At 51.9% G+C, this 18,356-nt stretch carries 20 protein-coding genes; 10 read left to right on the top strand and 10 right to left on the bottom strand.

Features of this window, described 5'->3' with window-relative positions:
• Positions 1 to 4 precede the first annotated feature (4 nt).
• The 3 genes from spoT to gmk are packed head-to-tail and all read right to left on the bottom strand — an operon-like array spanning position 5 to position 3,088.
• On the bottom strand, positions 5 to 2,116 hold the full coding sequence (spoT, locus tag OGV79_RS01710; protein ID WP_012135784.1) for a bifunctional GTP diphosphokinase/guanosine-3',5'-bis pyrophosphate 3'-pyrophosphohydrolase: 2,112 nt from the start codon (positions 2,114 to 2,116) through the stop codon (positions 5 to 7).
• Positions 2,117 to 2,134: 18 nt separating this feature from the next.
• A complete protein-coding gene (gene rpoZ / locus OGV79_RS01705; RefSeq protein WP_000135058.1) occupies positions 2,135 to 2,410 on the bottom strand; it encodes a DNA-directed RNA polymerase subunit omega in 276 nt (91 codons plus the stop codon).
• Between the two features lie 54 nt (positions 2,411 to 2,464).
• The gene (gene gmk / locus OGV79_RS01700; RefSeq protein ID WP_012135783.1) at positions 2,465 to 3,088 is read right to left on the bottom strand and encodes a guanylate kinase; all 624 of its coding nucleotides are present in this window, start codon (positions 3,086 to 3,088) and stop codon (positions 2,465 to 2,467) included.
• Positions 3,089 to 3,344: 256 nt separating this feature from the next.
• On the opposite strand from gmk, the gene ligB reads away from it, so the two are divergent.
• Complete coding sequence (gene ligB / locus OGV79_RS01695; RefSeq protein WP_286466828.1) at positions 3,345 to 5,027, top strand: NAD-dependent DNA ligase LigB; 1,683 nt, start codon at positions 3,345 to 3,347, stop codon at positions 5,025 to 5,027.
• On the opposite strand, the gene OGV79_RS01690 is transcribed toward ligB, so the two are convergent.
• Positions 5,024 to 5,641: a trimeric intracellular cation channel family protein gene (locus OGV79_RS01690; protein ID WP_012135781.1), complete on the bottom strand. Its 618-nt coding sequence runs from the start codon at positions 5,639 to 5,641 to the stop codon at positions 5,024 to 5,026. The two genes, ligB and OGV79_RS01690, sit on opposite strands and share 4 nt — an antisense overlap.
• 257 nt (positions 5,642 to 5,898) lie before the next feature.
• Positions 5,899 to 6,762 carry a YicC/YloC family endoribonuclease gene (locus OGV79_RS01685; protein ID WP_286466821.1) on the bottom strand — a complete coding sequence of 288 codons (864 nt, stop codon included), beginning with the start codon at positions 6,760 to 6,762 and terminating at the stop codon, positions 5,899 to 5,901.
• 125 nt (positions 6,763 to 6,887) lie between these two features.
• On the opposite strand from OGV79_RS01685, the gene rph reads away from it, so the two are divergent.
• Positions 6,888 to 7,604 carry a ribonuclease PH gene (gene rph / locus OGV79_RS01680; protein WP_012135779.1) on the top strand — a complete coding sequence of 239 codons (717 nt, stop codon included), beginning with the start codon at positions 6,888 to 6,890 and terminating at the stop codon, positions 7,602 to 7,604.
• A gap of 64 nt (positions 7,605 to 7,668) precedes the next feature.
• Complete coding sequence (gene pyrE / locus OGV79_RS01675; RefSeq protein ID WP_024131063.1) at positions 7,669 to 8,310, top strand: orotate phosphoribosyltransferase; 642 nt, start codon at positions 7,669 to 7,671, stop codon at positions 8,308 to 8,310.
• Between the two features lie 75 nt (positions 8,311 to 8,385).
• Here pyrE and slmA read toward each other — a convergent pair whose 3' ends face one another.
• The 3 genes from slmA to coaBC form a co-directional block, all read right to left on the bottom strand.
• Positions 8,386 to 8,982: a nucleoid occlusion factor SlmA gene (slmA, locus tag OGV79_RS01670; protein WP_012135776.1), complete on the bottom strand. Its 597-nt coding sequence runs from the start codon at positions 8,980 to 8,982 to the stop codon at positions 8,386 to 8,388.
• Positions 8,983 to 9,091: 109 nt separating this feature from the next.
• Complete coding sequence (dut, locus tag OGV79_RS01665; protein WP_006687626.1) at positions 9,092 to 9,550, bottom strand: dUTP diphosphatase; 459 nt, start codon at positions 9,548 to 9,550, stop codon at positions 9,092 to 9,094.
• Entirely contained in the window at positions 9,528 to 10,748 is a 1,221-nt protein-coding gene (gene coaBC / locus OGV79_RS01660) for a bifunctional phosphopantothenoylcysteine decarboxylase/phosphopantothenate--cysteine ligase CoaBC (RefSeq protein WP_096753935.1), read from the bottom strand. The genes dut and coaBC overlap by 23 nt, the downstream gene beginning before the upstream one ends.
• A 173-nt stretch (positions 10,749 to 10,921) precedes the next feature.
• Between coaBC and radC the strand changes: the two genes are divergently transcribed.
• The 4 genes from radC to mutM all read left to right on the top strand — a co-directional run bounded on the left by radC (position 10,922) and on the right by mutM (position 13,133).
• Positions 10,922 to 11,584 carry a RadC family protein gene (gene radC, locus OGV79_RS01655; RefSeq protein ID WP_047460249.1) on the top strand — a complete coding sequence of 221 codons (663 nt, stop codon included), beginning with the start codon at positions 10,922 to 10,924 and terminating at the stop codon, positions 11,582 to 11,584.
• A 216-nt stretch (positions 11,585 to 11,800) separates the two neighbouring features.
• Positions 11,801 to 12,037: a 50S ribosomal protein L28 gene (gene rpmB / locus OGV79_RS01650; RefSeq protein WP_003024071.1), complete on the top strand. Its 237-nt coding sequence runs from the start codon at positions 11,801 to 11,803 to the stop codon at positions 12,035 to 12,037.
• A 20-nt stretch (positions 12,038 to 12,057) separates the two neighbouring features.
• A complete protein-coding gene (rpmG, locus tag OGV79_RS01645) occupies positions 12,058 to 12,225 on the top strand; it encodes a 50S ribosomal protein L33 (RefSeq protein ID WP_001051798.1) in 168 nt (55 codons plus the stop codon).
• 98 nt (positions 12,226 to 12,323) lie between these two features.
• The gene (mutM, locus tag OGV79_RS01640) at positions 12,324 to 13,133 is read left to right on the top strand and encodes a bifunctional DNA-formamidopyrimidine glycosylase/DNA-(apurinic or apyrimidinic site) lyase (protein ID WP_047460253.1); all 810 of its coding nucleotides are present in this window, start codon (positions 12,324 to 12,326) and stop codon (positions 13,131 to 13,133) included.
• A gap of 51 nt (positions 13,134 to 13,184) precedes the next feature.
• Here mutM and coaD read toward each other — a convergent pair whose 3' ends face one another.
• Both coaD and waaA read right to left on the bottom strand, forming a co-directional pair.
• On the bottom strand, positions 13,185 to 13,664 hold the full coding sequence (gene coaD, locus OGV79_RS01635; protein ID WP_012135771.1) for a pantetheine-phosphate adenylyltransferase: 480 nt from the start codon (positions 13,662 to 13,664) through the stop codon (positions 13,185 to 13,187).
• An 8-nt stretch (positions 13,665 to 13,672) separates the two neighbouring features.
• Complete coding sequence (waaA, locus tag OGV79_RS01630) at positions 13,673 to 14,950, bottom strand: lipid IV(A) 3-deoxy-D-manno-octulosonic acid transferase (RefSeq protein ID WP_286466813.1); 1,278 nt, start codon at positions 14,948 to 14,950, stop codon at positions 13,673 to 13,675.
• Positions 14,951 to 15,372: 422 nt separating this feature from the next.
• Between waaA and OGV79_RS01625 the strand changes: the two genes are divergently transcribed.
• From OGV79_RS01625 to OGV79_RS01615, 3 genes are read left to right on the top strand one after another with little or no spacing between them, the layout of a single operon-like run.
• Positions 15,373 to 16,497, top strand: coding sequence for a glycosyltransferase family 4 protein (locus tag OGV79_RS01625; RefSeq protein WP_110493646.1), 1,125 nt, complete (start codon positions 15,373 to 15,375; stop codon positions 16,495 to 16,497).
• Positions 16,490 to 17,287 (top strand): lipopolysaccharide core heptose(I) kinase RfaP, encoded by a 798-nt coding sequence (gene rfaP / locus OGV79_RS01620; protein ID WP_047460260.1) that lies wholly within the window; start codon positions 16,490 to 16,492, stop codon positions 17,285 to 17,287. The genes OGV79_RS01625 and rfaP overlap by 8 nt, the downstream gene beginning before the upstream one ends.
• A gap of 31 nt (positions 17,288 to 17,318) precedes the next feature.
• On the top strand, positions 17,319 to 18,338 hold the full coding sequence (locus tag OGV79_RS01615; protein ID WP_012135766.1) for a glycosyltransferase family 8 protein: 1,020 nt from the start codon (positions 17,319 to 17,321) through the stop codon (positions 18,336 to 18,338).
• Positions 18,339 to 18,356: the final 18 nt, after the last annotated feature.

Raw genomic sequence — 18,356 nt, 5'->3', positions numbered from 1 at the left:
AAAACTAGTTTCGGTTACGGGTGACTTTTATCACGTCCGGCATCACGCGGATTTTGCGCATGATATTCGCCAGATGAACACGGTCACGCGCGGTGAGGCGAATAAAGGCGCTATAGACGCGACCATCCTTTTCTTCCGTATTCAGACTCTGAATATTGGAGGTCGTCGTGTTGATTGCCGCCGTCAGGTTGGCCAGCGCCCCCTGGTGATTAAACATATCCACCTTAATTTCGGTGATGAACTCCTGCTCTGTCTCTTTGTCCCATTCCACAGCCATAAACTTCTCTGGCTCTTTCTGGTAACCACGGATGTTGCGGCAGGATTCATGGTGGATCACTAACCCTTTACCTGGGCTGACGTGCGCAATGATCGGGTCGCCTGGAATCGGGCGGCAGCACTTCGCAAAGGTGATCAGCACGCCATCCGCGCCTTTAATCGGCAAATGCCCATGATTGGACTGCGTTGTGGCAGGTGCGGCGGCTTCGCCTTGCTGAAGATTTTTCGCCACCACCACGCTCATCGCATTGCCCAGACCAATTTCCGCCAGCAGATCGTCCAGCGTTGCGAGCTTCATACGCTCCAGTTCGCGCTGGATGTTCTCCTGCGGGATTTCAGCCAGTTTACGGCTGCCGCCGAGGGCATGGTTGAGCAGACGGCGCCCCAGGCTGACGGAATCATCACGCTTGAGGTTCTTCAGCAACTGGCGAATTTTGGCGCGAGCTTTTGAGCTGACGACAAAGTTAAGCCATGCCGCATTCGGGCGTGCGCCAGGGGCGGTAATAATTTCGACGGTCTGACCGCTGGTGAGCGGCTGTGACAGCGGGTATGGCTGCCTGTCGACGCGCGCGCCTACGCAGGCATGACCGATATCGGTATGTACGGCATAGGCGAAGTCGACCGGCGTGGCACCGGCAGGCAGCTCAACAATGCGCCCTTCCGGTGTGAAAACGTAAATCTCATCCGGGAAGAGATCGGATTTAACGCTCTCGATAAATTCAAACGAGCTACCGGCGCTCTGTTGCAGCTCCAGCAGGCTTTGCATCCAGCGCTGGGCGCGGATTTGTGCGGTGGTGCTGGTTTCACCGTGCTCTTTATAAGCCCAGTGCGCCGCAACCCCCATTTCCGCCATCTGGTCCATGTCTTCGGTACGGATCTGTACCTCAACCGGAACGCCGTGCGGGCCGATCATCGAAGTGTGTAAAGACTGATAGCCGTTCGCTTTTGGAATGGCGATATAGTCTTTTACGCGCCCCGGACGCGGCTTATACAGGCTGTGCATCTGGCCGAGTACGCGATAGCAGGTATCGGCATCATGTACGATCACGCGAAAGGCGTAGATGTCCATGATGGAGTGAAAACGCTGCTCTTTGAGCACCATTTTGCAGTAGATAGAGTACAAATGCTTTTCACGCCCGCTCACGCGACATGGAATGCCTGCTTCCTGCAAACGCCCTTCGATCTCAGAGAGGATTTTTTGAATCATCTCTTTGCGGTTGCCGCGAGCGGCTTTTACCACTTCTTTAATCACGCGATAGCGGTTTGGGTACAGCGCTTCAAAACCCAGCTCTTCCAGCTCGGTTTTAATGTGATGAATACCTAAACGGTGCGCCAGCGGACTGTAGATCTCAAGGGTTTCACGGGCGATGCGGCGACGTTTATCCGGGCGTAATGAGCCCAGCGTGCGCATGTTGTGAGTGCGGTCGGCAAGTTTGATGAGAATGACGCGGATATCCTGCACCATCGCCATAATCATCTTGCGAAAGTTTTCAGCCTGCGCTTCTTTCTTATCGCGGAACTTAAGCTTATCAAGCTTGGATACCCCTTCTACCAGCTCTGCAACGCTTTTACCAAAAAGCTGTTCCATGTCCTGGTAGGTCGCAGGAGTATCTTCAATCACGTCATGCAGCAGCGCAGCCATCAGCGTTTCATAGTCGAGTTTCATCTCGGCCAGAATACAGGCTACCGCAACCGGGTGCGTGATATAGGGTTCACCGCTTGAACGTGTCTGACCCTCGTGAGCGTCACGTGCAACGAGATACGCCTGCTGAAGACGTTTTATCTGGTCTTCAGGCAGGTAGTTTTGAATCAGTTGATTCAGGCTTTCAAACAGATACAAGGGCGACCCGCTTTGTGATTAACGACGGCCTTCAGCAATAGCGGTAACGGCTTGTAATTCAGCGGCTTCCTGCTCTTGCTGTTCCTGGCGCTCACGGACGTCGAGGATCTGGTTGTTGATCAGACCTTCTTCGATTTCGCGCAGCGCGATTACGGTAGTTTTATCGTTTTCTTCCGGTACAAGCGGGTCCTTGCCGCCTACCTGCATCTGACGAGCGCGACGCGCGGCGACCAGTACCAGGTCAAAACGGTTACCAATTTTCTCTACAGCGTCCTGAACAGTTACGCGTGCCATATTTAAAATGCTCCACAGGTGAAGAAATGACTGGGCATGATACTGAAAGTGGGTTCAGTCTGCCAACAGTTTGCTGATTAAAGCGTCATGACGCTGCTTTTGGCGGCTCATGCGCAGACGTTCGGCGCGAATAATGGTTTTCAGATCGCCCAGGGCGGTGTCGAAATCATCATTCACAATAAGGTAATCATATTCGGCGTAATGGCTCATTTCTGCAACAGCTTGCGCCATACGTTTTGCGATTACTTCTTCGCTATCCTGACCGCGCCCGCGAAGGCGGCGGTCCAGCTCAATTTTGGACGGCGGTAAAATAAAGATACTGCGTGCTTGCGGCATCTTCTCACGAATTTGCTGCGCGCCCTGCCAGTCGATATCCAGAAAAACATCCACACCCGTTGCCAGCACTTGCTCAATGGTTTCACGCGATGTGCCGTAATAGTTACCAAACACTTCAGCGTGCTCCAGAAACGCATCTCTGCCAATCATGGTTTTGAACTCATGATGATCGACAAAGAAATAATGCTCGCCATGCACTTCACCCGGACGCGGTGCGCGCGTGGTGTGTGAAACAGAAACCTGGGTGTCATACAACGGTTGGGTTTTTAACAACGCCTGAATCAGGCTGGATTTACCCGCGCCACTGGGGGCAGAAACAATATAAAGCGTGCCTTGAGCCATGAGTATCTTATGTATGTGATTATCGAAAGAGAGCCTACATACGAGCTTATTATACACGTCGCCGCTATGTGACGTAGCCTTTGTCACACTTTTTGCGTCAGTTTATTGCGTTTTGTGTACCTGTTTCCTGATTTACCGTGTAGTTACTGCAATCAATGAAAATGTCTGGAAGCGTGTTCGCACGATCGCTTTTTGCCTCTCGGTTTTGATGACGCCCCGCGTTATACCTGGCCCGCAATCTACAGCGGAGGTACGGATGAGAAGAGGGAAAAGCATCGTGCTGAGTCTGTTGCTGTGGCATTTCCCGGTATGGGCGGCTTGCCCTGACTGGTCGCCAGCCAGAGCGAATGATGAAATCGCCCGGCTACAGCAGCAGCTCGCCCAGTGGAACGACAGTTACTGGCAGCAGGGGGTTAGTGCGGTAGACGATAGTGTTTACGATCAGCTCAGCGCGCAATTGGTGCAATGGCAACGCTGCTTTGGCGGTGATACCGGGGCAGAACTGGCGCCGCCAGTGAGCGGCTCATTGCCCCATCCTGTTCCGCATACGGGTGTGCGAAAGCTTGCGGACAAACAGGCGGTGCAGCAGTGGATGCGTAAGCGCAGCGATTTGTGGGTGCAACCGAAAGTGGATGGAGTGGCGGTTACTCTCGTATACCGGGATGGGCGCCTGGTCAGCGCGATTAGCCGGGGAAGCGGGCTTAAAGGCGAGGACTGGACGCAGAAGGTGCGTTTAATACCCGCAGTACCGCAAAGCACAAAAGGCGCGCTTGCCAATAGCACGTTGCAGGGTGAGATTTTTTTGCTGCGCGACAACCATATTCAGCGACAAATGGGAGGAATGAATGCCCGCTCGAAGGTCGCCGGAATGATGATGCGCCAGAATAACACCTCGTCGCTCCAGTCGCTGTCTGTTTTCATCTGGGCATGGCCTGATGGCCCGGCAACGATGCCTGAACGCTTGCGTCAACTGTCCGGGGCAGGATTTGGCTTTGCACAACAATATTCTCAACCGGTGAAAAGCGCTGATGATGTTGAACGCGTGCGTACAGCATGGTGGACAACAGGATTACCGTTCGTTACCGATGGAGTCGTGGTAAGAACGGGTAAAGAACCCGAGGCCAGACACTGGATGCCTGGGCAGGGTGACTGGCTGGCTGCCTGGAAGTATCCTCCGGTCGCGAAAGTGGCTGAAGTCACCGGGGTTCAGTTCGCTGTCGGCAAGAGCGGGAAAATCTCGGTTGTGGCGTCGCTTGCGCCAGTGATGCTGGATGATAAACGGGTGAAGCGCGTAAATGTAGGGTCTGTCAGGCGCTGGGCGGAGTGGGACATTGCGCCAGGTGACCACATTCTTGTCAGCCTTGCCGGACAGGGGATTCCGCGTATTGATAAGGTTGTCTGGCGTAGCACTCAACGGGATAAGCCCGCTCCGCCGGGGAATCGCTATAACGCATTAACCTGTTTTTATGCGACCGAGGTATGCCAGGAGCAGTTCATCGCCAGGCTGGTCTGGCTGGGGTCGAAGGAGGCGCTGGAGGTTGACGGGATGGGGGAAGCAGGATGGCGTGTGCTTCACCAGGCGCATCGTTTCAAGCATATTTTCTCCTGGCTCGCGTTAACGCAGGAACAACTACAGGCGACACCTGGGTTTAGTAAAGAAAAAAGCAAGCAATTGTGGCATCAGTTTAACCTGGTGCGGCATCGGCCATTTATCCGCTGGGTGATGGCGATGGGCATACCGTTAACGCAGGCGGCGCTTAAGGCCAGCGGCGATCGTTCATTGGGGCAGCTACTGGCACGCACGGCAGAATACTGGCAACAGCTTCCGACAACAGGGGAGGGGCGCGCCAGGCGGGTCATCCAGTGGCGGGATAACCCGGAAATACGGGCGCTGGGCAACTGGCTGTCTGCCCGGCATATTAATGGCTTTAGCCCTTAGTGACCTTCGTGGCGATAGTAAAACACCGGCAGGCCAAGCTTGAGACGCAGCGCCAGCAAGCGAGCGGTAAAGCCAAAAACCAGCGTGGAGATAACCACGACGTCTTGGTTGGATACGTAGTGTTGTAGCGCGATGTACAACACGGCAGACGCAAAGGAAACACCAGCATACAGCTCTTTCTGGAAGACCAGCGGAATACGTTTGCAGAACATGTCACGCAATACGCCGCCAAATACGCCGGTAATGACAGCCGCCACAATAGCGATGACCGGGCTATGCCCCATATCCAGCGCAACCTGAGCGCCGATAATAGAAAAGACCACTAAGCCCAGCGCATCAAGTACAAGGAACAGTTTGCGTAGGTAAGGCATTACAGGGGCGACGATCGTCGTCAGAACCGCAGCAGAAGCGACAATAATCACGTACTCAGGGTGCTGTACCCAACCGAGCGGATAGTGACCGAGCAGAATATCGCGTACGGAACCGCCGCCAATTGCTGTCGCGGTGGCAATGATAATAACGCCAAATGTATCCATGCGGCGTCGACCCGCAGCGAGCGCCCCGGTCATGGCTTCGGCAGTAATGCCAATTAAGTAGAGAACGTGTAACAGCATGTCTTCCCCCTGGTTTACTGAGGGCAGAGACTAACGATTTGTGCGTAATATCACGATTGAGATTTTCTAAGGTGAAGCAGTTTTGATAACTATAGTTTATGCGGATATTGCGATTCATCCGCTATTTATTTGCTATTCATTTTTAATGGATTAGAAAATGAATAAGAAAAAGTAATCCGAAAGTGGCGAGGGCAGTACGGAGTGTAAAGGAAGCACGTAGCGCCATCGCATCGCGACGGGCTACGTGGGAATGAGGTTTACTCGATATTCTGTATTTGCTCGCGCATTTGCTCGATCAATACTTTCAGCTCAATTGCAGAATTGGTGACATCAGCATTGATGGATTTGGAGGCCAGCGTGTTCGACTCGCGGTTGAACTCCTGCATCATAAAGTCCAGACGACGGCCAACCGCCTCTTTTTTCTTCAGGATGTTGTAGGTTTCTTTGACGTGCGCGTCCAGACGATCCAGCTCTTCCGACACGTCAATGCGCTGTGCCATCAGCACCAGCTCTTGCTCCAGACGGTTATTTTCCAGTTGTACCTGTGCGTCTTCCAGTTTTGCTACCAGACGTTCGCGCTGCCATTGCAGGATTTCCGGCATATGGGCGCGGACTTTCACTACCTCAGCGCTGACGCCCTCCAGACGCTGCTCAATTAGCGCTTTCAAAGCCTGACCTTCGGTTTCCCGGGCGACAATGAAGTCATCCAGCGTCCCGTCCAGCGCGGCGAGGATCTCTGCGGCAATCGCGTCCAGATCCTGTTCCTGGGCGGCCATGACGCCCGGCCAACGCAGGATATCTACCGGGTTGATTTCCCCTTCATCGCTCTGCATTTTGACCCAGTTCGCGGAGGCAACGAGCTGCTTTGCCAGCTTCTCATTCAGAATGAGTTCGCCTTGCGCGCTGGCATCGGGTTCAAAGCGTAAAGTACATTCGATTTTTCCGCGCGTCAGGCGTGTACGAATGCGTTCGCGTACAACAGGTTCAAGGCTACGGAACTGTTCCGGCAGACGAAAATACGTTTCCAGATAACGCTGGTTTACCGAGCGCATTTCCCAGGTAGCGCTACCCCATTCACCCTTGATTTCACGCCGGGCGTAGGCGGTCATACTGCGGATCATAGACGTTCCTGTTTTTAAAGGAGAGATGGAAGGATTATAGCCATCCATGCCTTGTCAGGATAGGAATAACCGCCGGAAGTCCGTATAATGCGCAGCCACATTCGTTTCAAGCCGGAGATCTCAATATGCGTCCAGCAGGCCGTAGCGCTAATCAGGTGCGTCCCGTAACCCTGACCCGTAACTATACAAAACACGCTGAAGGCTCGGTGCTGGTCGAATTTGGAGATACCAAAGTGCTGTGCACGGCATCCATCGAAGAAGGCGTACCGCGCTTTTTGAAAGGGCAGGGCCAGGGGTGGATCACCGCAGAATATGGCATGTTGCCACGCGCTACGCATACTCGTAACGCGCGTGAAGCGGCGAAAGGCAAGCAGGGCGGCCGCACGATGGAAATCCAGCGTTTGATCGCCCGCGCGCTGCGCGCTGCTGTCGATCTTAAAACGCTTGGCGAGTTTACTATCACTCTGGATTGCGATGTGATCCAGGCGGACGGCGGTACGCGTACTGCATCTATCTCCGGGGCTTGTGTTGCGCTGGCCGATGCGCTGAACAAGCTGGTTGCGAACGGTAAGCTGAAAACCAACCCGATGAAAGGGATGGTGGCTGCGGTTTCCGTCGGCATCGTGAATGGTGAAGCGCTCTGCGATCTGGAGTACGTTGAAGACTCCGCGGCTGAAACCGATATGAACGTGGTAATGACCGAAGACGGTCGAATTATTGAAGTGCAGGGAACGGCAGAAGGCGAGCCGTTCAGTCACGAAGAACTCCTTACCTTGTTGGCATTAGCCCGAGGGGGAATCGAATCCATTGTAGCGACGCAGAAAGCGGCGTTAGAAAATTGATTTTAAGGCGACCAGCGAGTCGCCTTTTTTTTGTCTGTAATAAAGTGAAATGAGGAGCGAATCCATGAAACCGTATCAGCGCCAGTTTATTGAGTTTGCGCTTAACAAGCAGGTACTAAAGTTTGGCGAATTTACGCTGAAATCCGGGCGCAAAAGCCCCTATTTCTTCAACGCCGGGCTGTTTAATACCGGGCGCGATCTGGCTCTGCTGGGACGTTTTTATGCCGAAGCGTTGGTGGATTCGGGTATCGATTTCGATCTGCTGTTTGGTCCGGCCTATAAAGGTATTCCGATTGCGACGACCACCGCTGTTGCACTGGCGGAACACCATGACAAAGACCTGCCGTACTGCTTTAACCGTAAGGAAGCCAAAGACCACGGTGAAGGCGGAAGTCTGGTCGGGAGCCCATTACAGGGACGCGTGATGCTGGTGGATGATGTGATCACTGCGGGTACTGCGATTCGTGAATCAATGGAGATTATCCAGGCGAATGGCGCAAGTCTGGCGGGGGTGCTGATTTCTTTGGATCGTCAGGAGCGTGGCCGTGGCGAGATTTCCGCAATTCAGGAAGTGGAACGCGATTACGGGTGTCAGGTGATCTCGATTATCACGCTGAAAGACCTGATTGCGTATCTGGAAGAGAAACCAGAGATGGCGGAGCATCTGGCGGCAGTGCGTGCGTATCGGGAAGCGTACGGGGTTTAAGTGAATTGCCCGGCGGCGTAGCGCTTACCGGGCCTGTAAGGCCGGATAAGGCATCGCCGCCATCCGGCTACGCTGTTACTGCAATTGCGCGGCAACCAACGGCCAGCGGGCGTCGAAATCGTCCGTTGGGCGGTATTTGAACTCGCTGCGTACAAAGCGGGACAACATCCCTTCACAAAACGCCAGCAACTGACTTGCCAGCAGGGTTTCATCCGTGGCGTACCCTTCGCCTTCGCGCATTCTTTTTTCCCGCAGAACCTGACGCAGCTGCGCTTCAATGCGCTCAAACAGCTGGTTAATCCGTCCTTGCAGGCGATCTTGTTCAAACATTAACGCATGACCGGTGAGAATACGCGTCAGGCCTGGGTTGCGTTCGCCGAAGCCCAGAATCAACAACACAATTAAACGCAGACGCGCGCTGGTGTCTTTCTCATCTTTTAAGATCAGATTGATACGGGTAATCAGACTGTCTTCGATAAACTCAATCAGACTATCGAACATGCGAGTCTTACTGGGAAAATGGCGATACAGCGCCGCTTCAGAAACGCCGACGGAGGCTGCCAGTTTCGCTGTTGTGATGCGTTGGCTTCCATCGCTGGATTCCAGCATCAGCGCCAGAGACTGAAGTATTTCTTCGCGACGATTCCTTTTCGCAGTTTGTTTTTCTGCCATGTTACAAAATACCCCTGAAAATAAGCACTTGCCAGGCGAGCATCCACACTATGACCGCAAACTCAGCGTTTGCGGCGATGTTATGTCGTTATCAGGATGCGTAAATGTCTTACTTGCGACCAGAATGGCCGAAGCCGCCTTCACCACGGTCGGTGGCTTCAAACTCTTCCACCAGATTAAATTCGGCCTGTACAACCGGTACGAAAACCATCTGAGCAATACGTTCGCCTGGCTCAATGGTAAAGCTGTCCTGGCCACGGTTCCAGATGGAAACCATCAACTGACCCTGATAGTCAGAGTCGATCAGGCCGACCAGATTGCCGAGCACAATACCATGCTTATGGCCCAGGCCGGAACGTGGCAGCATTACCGCCGCCAGAGACGGATCGGCAATATGAATCGCCAGACCGGTCGGCACCAGCGTTGTTGCGCCAGGCGCCAGTTCTACGGCGTCATCGAGACAGGCGCGCAGGTCAAGTCCGGCGGAGCCGGAGGTGGCATAAGTTGGAAGCGGAAATTGCTGCCCAACGCGCGGGTCCAGAATCTTAACGTCGATTTTTTTCATCATAACGGGTCACGATCTCGTCGAGTAATAATTGGCCCAGGAGCGCTTTCCGTTCGAGCGGTAAGGCTTTATCTCCATCCTGCCAGAAAAGGTGTAATGCGTTGCTGTCGCTATTAAATCCTTGAGTTGAAAGCGAAACATCGTTCGCGCAGATCAGATCAAGGTTTTTACGGATACGTTTTTGCCGGGCGTATTCTTCCACATTATTTGTTTCCGCGGCAAACCCAACGACATAAGGTCGCTTGTCTTTGAGTGCGGCGACCCCGGCGACAATATCAGGGTTCTTGACCATTTTTACTGTTAATTCATCGCCCTGCGTCGCTTGTTTTTTAATTTTTTCGCTGGCGACGGCGGCTGCACGGTAGTCAGCAACCGCAGCACAGCCGATGAAAATATGCTGCTTCTGAACCGCTGCCTGGACCGCCGCTTCCATTTCCAGCGCGGTCATCACATCAATGCGCTGAACAAAAGGTGGCGTGGGCAGCGCAACGGGGCCAGAAACCAGCGTAACGTTGGCGCCGCGTCGTGCGGCGGCGGCGGCAATGGCAAATCCCATCTTACCGGAGCTGTGGTTAGAGATATAACGCACCGGATCGAGCGGCTCGCGCGTCGGGCCCGCCGTAATCATGATGTTGAGATGTTGCAGATCGTTGACAGGGGAGAAATGCGCTGCCGCCATATCCACAATGGTCAACGGGTCGAGCATGCGTCCTGGCCCCACGTCTCCACACGCCTGGCTGCCGCTGTCCGGCCCCCAGATGAGCATTCCGCGTGACGCGAGTACATCCAGATTATGTTGCGTGGCGGCGGCGCGATACATTTGCTGGTTCATGGCCGGAAGTACGGCAATCGGGGCGGGTGTCGCCAGACAAATCGTTGAAACCAGATCGTTGGCCATACCGGCAGCGACGCGAGCGATCAGATCTGCCGTGGCTGGCGCAAGGATAACTAAATCCGCCCATTTCCCCAGCTCAATATGGCCCATCGCGGCTTCTGCGGCAGGGTCAAGCAGACTGTCAGAAACGGGATAACCCGACACCGCCTGTAGGCTCAGGGGCGTGATAAAGGCTTTTGCCGCTTCGGTCATCGCCACGCGGACGTCGGCGCCGCGTTCGCGTAAACGACGCACCAGTTCAGGGGCTTTATAGGCAGCAATGCCGCCGCTCACGCCGAGAACGATTTTTTTGCCAGCCAGGCTCATCATGATCTTTCCTGTTGGATTGCACCAGAAGGCGGACATTTTATCACAATCCTGAATCCCGTCGTGCAGTTGCCCGTAATTCACTTTGCGAGGCGCTACGCAGGAGTGAAATACGGGCGTCGATTCACCTCAGGAGCTATGCCACCATGAGGCGTGCTTAAGGAGGTGAACGTATGGATGCGCCGGAACGTTTAATGCCCCGGGAAAAAATGTTGAAGTCAGGAATTGGTTCGCTGACGGATGTTGAACTGCTGGCGCTCTTTTTACGTACAGGAGTGCCAGGAAAAGATGTGATGGCTCTGGCGCATGAAACGCTGCAACGCAGTGGGTCGCTCTATGGGTTGCTGTCTGCGGATTTCGCGCAATTTCGCGGTACAGGTATCGGTATCGCTAAGTATGCGCAGCTTAAGGGGATTGCCGAACTGGCAAGGCGCTATTACAAGGCGCGCATGATGAAGGAAAACGCGTTGTTGAGCCCGGAAATGACGCGTGAGTTTCTGCAAAGCCAGTTGGCGGGGGAAGAGCGGGAGATCTTCCTTGTGATCTTTCTGGATGCCCGGCACCGGGTGATTAAACACAGCCGTCTTTTTTCCGGCACGCTGAATCATGTCGAGGTGCATCCGCGCGAGATTATCCGCGAGGCGATAAAATTAAATGCTTCTGCGGTGATCCTTGCGCATAATCACCCCTCGGGGTGTGCAGAACCGAGCAAAGCGGATAAACTCATCACCGAACGTGTCGTAAAATGTTGTCAGTTCATGGATATACGAGTACTGGATCACCTTGTGATTGGGCGCGGAGAGTACGTTTCTTTTGCCGAACGTGGTTGGATTTAGAACACTTCGCGCGATCCATCGGGATCTTTGTCTGTTCGGGACTTGAGCACATCGCTTACACAGCGTATACTACGCCACCTTTGAGAATCTCGGGTTTGGCATTTGGGCCTGGCAATCGAGAGTTCACAATGAACTGCGATAACCAGGCTGAGAAGCCTGACGAGGCGCCAATACCCCATACGAAGCTCGAGCTAATTTGATTTTTGGAGAATAGACATGTCCCGAGTCTGCCAAGTTACTGGCAAGCGTCCGGTGACCGGTAACAACCGTTCCCACGCACTGAACGCGACTAAACGCCGTTTCCTGCCTAACCTGCACTCTCACCGTTTCTGGGTTGAGAGCGAGAAGCGTTTTGTCACCCTGCGTGTATCTGCTAAAGGTATGCGTGTAATTGATAAGAAAGGCATCGAAACAGTTCTGTCCGAACTGCGTGCCCGTGGCGAAAAGTACTAAGTACTTAGAGGAAATAAATCATGGCTAAAGGTATTCGTGAGAAAATCAAGCTGGTTTCTTCTGCTGGTACTGGTCACTTCTATACCACCACGAAGAACAAACGTACTAAGCCGGAAAAACTGGAACTGAAAAAGTTCGATCCAGTTGTCCGTCAGCACGTTATCTACAAAGAAGCGAAAATCAAATAATTCTCGCTTTGATGTAGTGAAAAACCTCGCTTCGGCGGGGTTTTTTGTTTTCTGGCCGTCCCCATATTAATGAGACCTGAAACAGAGCCGGAGACGTTATGCCTGAATTACCTGAAGTTGAAACCAGCCGCCGCGGCATTGAACCGCATCTGGTTGGGGCAACTATTCTGCATGCCAATGTGCGCAATGGACGTCTGCGCTGGCCGGTATCGGAAGAGATCTACCGCCTGAGCGATAAACCCGTACTCAGCGTTCAACGCCGCGCGAAATATTTGCTGCTGGAGTTACCGGATGGCTGGATAATCATTCATCTGGGAATGTCGGGCAGTTTGCGTATCCTTCCTGAAGAACTTCCCGCTGAAAAACATGACCACGTTGATCTGGTGATGAGCAATGGCAAAGTCCTGCGCTACACCGATCCTCGCCGCTTTGGCGCCTGGCTGTGGACGAAAGAGCTGGAAGGGCATAACGTGCTGGCGCATCTCGGCCCGGAGCCGCTGAGCGACGATTTTAACGGGGCCTATTTGCAGCAGAAATGTGCGAAGAAGAAAACGGCAATTAAACCCTGGCTGATGGATAACAAACTGGTGGTGGGCGTGGGAAATATCTACGCCAGCGAGTCGTTGTTTGCGGCTGGCATCCATCCTGACCGTCTGGCGTCGTCATTATCGCAGGCTGAGTGTGAGCTGCTGGCCCGCGTGATTAAGGCCGTTTTACTGCGTTCCATCGAGCAGGGTGGTACAACGTTGAAAGATTTTCTGCAAAGCGACGGTAAGCCGGGCTATTTTGCTCAGGAGTTGCAGGTTTACGGACGTAAAGGGGAACCGTGCCGGGTTTGCGGTACGCCGATCGTTGCGGCTAAACACGCGCAACGGGCGACGTTCTACTGCCGTCAGTGTCAGAAATAAGATGGATTGCAGGCCGGATAACGCGCTGACGCGCCATCCGGCAAAAGCGTTTTACTTCAGCTTATCCATCAGGGCCTGATGAACGTTCTCCGGTAAGAAGTGGGTAACGTCGCCCTGATGGCGCGCCACTTCTTTTACCAGCGAAGAAGAGATAAAAGACCACTCTTTTGAAGGCATCAGGAAGACGCTCTCAAGCTGCGGCATTAAATGGCGATTCATGTGCGCCAGTTGCATTTCATATTCAAAATCAGCCACGGCGCGCAAGCCGCGAATCAAAATATTGGCCTGCTGAATGCGCGCGAAGTTGGCCATTAAGTCGCTGAATCCCATGACTTCCACGTTGCCGAGGTGCGCCGTCGCCTGTTGCGCCAGCGCTACACGCTCTTCAAGGGTAAACATCGGTTTTTTGCTGGGGCTGGCGGCAATGGCGAGGATAACGTGATCGAACATCTGCGTCGCGCGCGTCACGATATCAATATGGCCGTTGGTGATCGGATCGAAGGTTCCTGGATAAATCGCCCGTTTTTGCATGACAGCCCTCAATGCGTTTTCGGTGGCAGGTAAGGTTCCAGCAGTTGTAACAGACGCTGTAGCGCACCCTGGTTTTGGTACAGCACTTCAACGGCGTGTCGACCGTAGAAATTACGATAATCCGCGTCGGTCAGTAAAGACGAAACCTCTTTTACCAGCGTTGTGGCATCGGTTACGGTAATCAGCCCGCTTGCTTGCTCCAGTCGGGCGCAAATATCTTTGAAGTTAAAGGTATGAGGGCCCATCAATACCGGTATTGCGTGTGCGGCAGCTTCCAGCGGGTTATGTCCTCCGCGTTCAATCAACGAACCGCCGACAAATGCGAGGTCCGCAATACCATACAGTAGCATTAATTCGCCCATTGTATCGCCAATAACAACCTGGGTACTGGCGGACGGCACCTCTCCTGAGGAACGCGTGGTATAGCTGAGCCCTGCCTGGCGCACGAGGTTAATCGCATCCGGGAACCGCTCTGGATGGCGAGGAACCAGAATCAGCAGCAGGTTAGGGAATTGATGCAGCAATGCCTGATGGGCGGCGATAACAATACTCTCTTCGCCGTCATGCGTACTGGTGGCGATCCACACCGGGCGGTGCGGCGCCCACTGGCGACGCAGCGTAACTGCTTTTGCTGCAAGCTGCGGCGTCACGGAAATATCAAATTTCAGACTGCCGGTGACGGTGAGCTGGTTATTTTTCGCACCCAACGCGATAAAACGCGCGCCATCTTCTTCATTTTGCGCCGCGATTAGCGTAATGCGGCGCAGCAGTCTGCGAACAAATTTCCCCAGCTTTGTATATCCAGCAGCCGACCGGGCGGAAAGGCGCGCGTTGGCGATAACCAACGGAATATGACGTTTATGCAGCGCGGCAATCAGGTTCGGCCAGAGCTCGGTTTCCATAATCAACACCAGTTTAGGGTCAACTTTATTCAGGAAACGGTTGAGCGCATCGGGCAAATCATAAGGAAGATAGACGTGCTGAACATCGCTGCCGAATGCGGACTGTACGCGCTCTGAGCCGGTAGGCGTCATGGTGGTGACGGTAATCGGCAAATCAGGATAACGGTGTCGCAGGGCGCGAACTAAAGGAATTGCCGCCAGTGTTTCACCCACAGAGACGGAATGCAGCATGATCCCGCCAGGTTTAAGCGGATGACGGTAAAAACCGTAACGTTCGCCCCAGCGTTTACGGTAGGCTGGCGCTTTACGTCCACGCACCCAAAGCCGTATCCAGATCAAGGGCTGAATAAGGTAGAGAAGGGCGGTGTAAAGCAATTCGAGCATAGTAAATAGCTGACTGATGGATGTGCTGGGGATTCTATGTATTTAGCCTGGGCTTTACCATCATTTTTATCCTTGTTGCACTAAAACACCTGAATTGACAATACATTATTTGCGGTAGGTGTTTTTCTCCAGATACATCAAAACAGGCTGTTAACGCCGAATAACGCGTGAAATTGTGCTCTGTCCTTCAGTAGTAATGGTTTACATCTTATTGTTTTGAAATTAAAAATTAACTTTTTGCTTAAAAAACATTCATTTCGGTTCGGGAGCTAATCAATGGTATACTACTGCGCAAATTCAGGCAGCCATCAGCCTTCAGGGCGCCGGGAATATGGAGGGTAGTCTTTGTTTGCAGACAAGGATTACGGCGCTTTTACCTGCCTGGCCTGGGATGTTTGGCGACGTAACGCGGATATTATTGCATGACCATTGCTTTTTGTTTGTACAAATATTTTCCCTATGGCGGGTTGCAGCGTGATTTCCTGCGAATAGCGCATACGGTTGCGGCGCGTGGCCATCATGTTCAGGTATTGACTCAACAGTGGCAGGGCGAACGTCCCTCCGACCTTGAAATTATCCTTGTTCCGGTGACTGCCAGAACTAATCATGGAAAAAATGAGCAGTATTATCAGTGGGTTCAGAGTTACCTGAGCCAACATCCCGTCGATCGCGTCGTTGGGTTTAATAAAATGCCCGGGCTTGATGTCTATTATGCGGCAGATGTGTGCTACGCGGAAAAAGTCGCCCGTGAAAAGGGGTTCTTTTATAAGCTGACCAGTCGTTATAAGCACTATGCAGCTTTTGAAAAAGCGACCTTCCAGCAAGGTGCTCATACCGAGCTTTTGATGTTAACAAATAAGCAAATCGGTGACTTTAAGCATCATTATCATACTGAGGATCGCCGTTTTCATATTTTGCCGCCAGGGATATACCCGGACAGGAAATACAGCCAGCAACCTGAAAACAGCAGACAGATTGTCAGAGAAAAAAATGGCATTGGGTTAGATCAGTTCCTGCTTTTACAGGTAGGTTCGGATTTTAAACGCAAAGGGGTACCAAGAACGTTACTGGCGGTAGCTTCTTTACCTGAAGCAATACGTCAACGTACGCGATTGATGGTTGTCGGGCAAGACAAGGCCGACCGGTATCAGGCCCAGGCGCGTCAATTAGGGATTGAGAAGCAGGTGCAGTTTTTTTCAGGGCGCGATGATATTTCAGCGCTGATGTCTGCTGCTGATTTACTGCTTCATCCTGCCGTTCAGGAAGCGGCCGGAATCGTATTATTAGAGGCGATTGTCGCCGGGCTACCCGTGTTGACCACCGAAGTTTGTGGATATGCGCACTATATCAATGCTGCGCAGTGTGGCGTTGTTATACCGGAGCCTTTTGCACAGGAAATCCTGAATGCTTCCCTCTGCGATGCGCTGGAGAAAGGTGAGCAGCGAAGTGAATGGGCAAGTCATGCAAGACACTTTGCCGATACAGAAGATCTCTACAGTCTGGCTGATAAAGCGGCTGATATCATTTTAGGTTTTGAGAATGATTGAATTAAAAGAGCCATTCGCTACGCAGTGGCAGGGTAAAGATCCGTTTGTCGAAGTAACGAAACTGGACGGAGAGGTTTTCCGCGCTCTGGAGACCCGGAGGACGCTGCGTTTTGAGATGATGGGTAAAGGGTATTTCCTGAAATACCATCACGGAACCACGCTGAAAGAAGTGCTAAAAAACCTCATTTCCTTGCGTATGCCCGTTCTTGGCGCGGATCGCGAGTGGCTGGCTATTCACCGTCTGCAATCACTGAATGTTGATACCATGACCGGCGTCGCGTTTGGGCAAAAAGGGTTTAATCCGTTGCAGCGGACATCGTTTATCATCACGGAAGATCTCTCGCCGGCAATAAGCCTTGAAGACTTTTGCGCCAGGTGGAGTGAAGAACGTCCTGACCTCACCTTAAAACGAACCATTATCACCCGACTGGCGGAGATGGTGGGGAAAATGCATCGTGGTGGGGTGAATCATCGGGATTGTTATATTTGCCATTTTTTACTACAGCAACCATTACCGGCTGATGTGGCTGATATAAAACTTTCCGTGATTGATCTGCATCGCGCGCAAATTCGTCGCCGGGTGCCGCGTCGCTGGCGTGATAAGGATCTGATTGGACTCTATTTCTCCTCACTCGAAATTGGCCTGACCTCGAGAGATATTTATCGTTTTTTACGCGTTTATTTCTCGATGCCACTGCGTGAAATTCTTCGCAAGGAAGCCAGTTTGCTTGAGCAAGCGGCGGCGAAAGCACAAAAAATCAAACAAAGAACGATAAGAAAAGCGTTATAAAATCACATACAGGGTTTGAGGTGATCTCATCATGAACATTGATTTTGAAAACGTAATAATTCAAAAAAAGGTTATCGACAACGCTACACACCAGAAAAGCAAAAAGCTGAATATTGCATATGGTGTAGATCGAAATTTTTTATTTGGCTCTGGAATTTCAATGACATCAGTGTTGGTGAACAACCCTGATATTGATATCCATTTCTATGTTGTGACGGACTATGTTGATGATGAGTACCTGGAAAGCGTGGAACGACTCACGCAAATGTATGGTACAACGGTAACGGTCTTAGTTTTCGATAATGAGGCGTTTCGCAAGTTGCCGAGTACTAAAGCATGGACCTATGCGATGTACTATCGCTATTTTGCGTTCGAGTATTTAAGTCGTGAACTGGATTCTGTGCTGTATCTGGATGCCGATATCGTTTGTAAAAATTCGCTGCGGGAACTGACGGATATTCATTTTGCCGGAGAATATGCGGCTGTTGTTAATGATATTGATCGAGTACGTTTAAAATCCGGGCAGAGACTGGGTATTCCTGAGTTAGCTCGTGACTATTTTAATTCAGGGGTGGTATTCGCTAATCTCCATGTCTGGAGAGAAAAAAAACTGTTATCCAAAGCCTTTGAAGTTTTGCATGAGCGTCAGAAAGAACTGCTTTATTTTGACCAGGATATCCTGAATATCTTATTTGTTGGGCATGTGATCCTGCTGAGGCGTGATTTTAATTGTATTTATGGCGTAGACCAGGAACTGAAGAATAAAAATGAATATCGTTATCAGGACTTTATCACTGAGAGTACGGTATTAATTCATTATGTCGGCGTGACAAAACCGTGGCATACGTGGGCTAACTATCCGGTTTCTAAGTACTTTATTGAGGCTTATAAAAAATCGGCATGGGCCGAAAAATCGTTACTCAATGCAAATACGGCAAAATTATATAAGCGTAAGTCACGCCATGAAAGGATACAGCGAAAATATATTCGTTCTATATTTAGCCATATAATGTATATTAAAAATAAGCTACACGGCGCTAAAGTGCATTGAGTGGCTTGTTGAAAATAA

It is taken from the genome of Citrobacter sp. CK185, from assembly GCF_030333565.1.
GTDB classification, from domain to species: domain Bacteria; phylum Pseudomonadota; class Gammaproteobacteria; order Enterobacterales; family Enterobacteriaceae; genus Citrobacter_B; species Citrobacter_B koseri.
Note: the sequence above shows the minus strand (reverse complement) of the source record. Positions and strands in the feature narration are given on the sequence as shown.